The organism is Rhizobacter sp. P2_H2 (genome assembly GCF_056403375.1).
On record NZ_JBFUFP010001491.1, the window covers coordinates 1 to 1,013 of the forward strand.

The window sequence follows — 1,013 nt, forward strand, 5'->3', positions numbered from 1 at the left end:
GTGCTGGCCTTGTCCGACGTGAGCCTCGAGGTGCCGCAGGGCAAGATCGTCGCGCTGGTCGGCGGCAACGGCAATGGCAAGTCGACCACGCTGCGCGCGATCGCCGGGCTGAACAGGCTCGATGCCGGCAGCGTGCGCTTCGATGGCCTGCTGGTGCACGAACTGCCGGCCCACCAGCGGGTGCCGCTCGGGCTCTCGCTGGTGCCCGAAGGCCGCCGGCTGTTCCCGCGCCTCACGGTGCGGCGCAACCTGGAGCTCGGCGCGTTCACCCGCACCGATGCGCACGAGGTGGCGGCCGGCATCGACGAGATGTTCACGCTGTTCCCRATCCTCAAGGARCGCGMSACMCARCTSGCCGGCACSATGAGCGGCGGYGAGCAGCAGATGCTSGCSATCGCSCGYGGSCTGATGGCMCGSCCCAAGCTGCTGATGCTGGAYGAGCCGTCGTGRGGCATYGCGCCSAAGTTYGTSRCSAAGGTGCTGGAGGTKATCCAGCGCGTCAACGAGACCGGCGTGACGATCCTGCTGGTCGAGCAGAATCTGCACAAGGCCTTGTCGATCGCGCACCATGGCTACGTGATCCAGACCGGGCGCATCGTGATGCAGGGCAGCGGGGCCGAGCTGGCCGCCAACGACGATGTCAAGAAGGCATATCTAGGGTTGTGATCCCCAGGAAGGATTCCATGCAAGCTCAAGTTCAAGGCACCGACCGCTGGCAGTTCTGGATCGACCGCGGCGGCACGTTCACCGACGTGGTCGCCAAGCGGCCCGACGGCATGCTGGTCACCCACAAGCTGCTCAGCGAGAACCCCGAGCAGTACCGCGATGCGGCGGTCGCCGGCATCCGCCACCTGCTGGGCCTGAAGCCGGGCGAGGCCTTCCCGGCCGAGCGCGTCGAGTGCGTGAAGATGGGCACCACGGTGGCCACCAACGCGCTGCTCGAACGCAAGGGCGAGCCGACGCTGCTCGTCACGACCAGGGGCTTTCGCGATGCGCTGCGCATCGCCTACCAG

General features: G+C 67.6%; 2 protein-coding genes. Both read left to right on the forward strand.

The window, feature by feature from the left end; translation table 11 throughout:
* The gene (locus AC1D15_RS34175) at positions 1 to 666 is read left to right on the forward strand and encodes an ABC transporter ATP-binding protein (protein ID WP_477829570.1); all 666 of its coding nucleotides are present in this window, start codon (positions 1 to 3) and stop codon (positions 664 to 666) included.
* 17 nt (positions 667 to 683) lie between these two features.
* On the forward strand, positions 684 to 1,013 hold a 330-nt coding region (locus AC1D15_RS34180), incomplete at its 3' end, for a hydantoinase/oxoprolinase N-terminal domain-containing protein (RefSeq protein ID WP_477829571.1).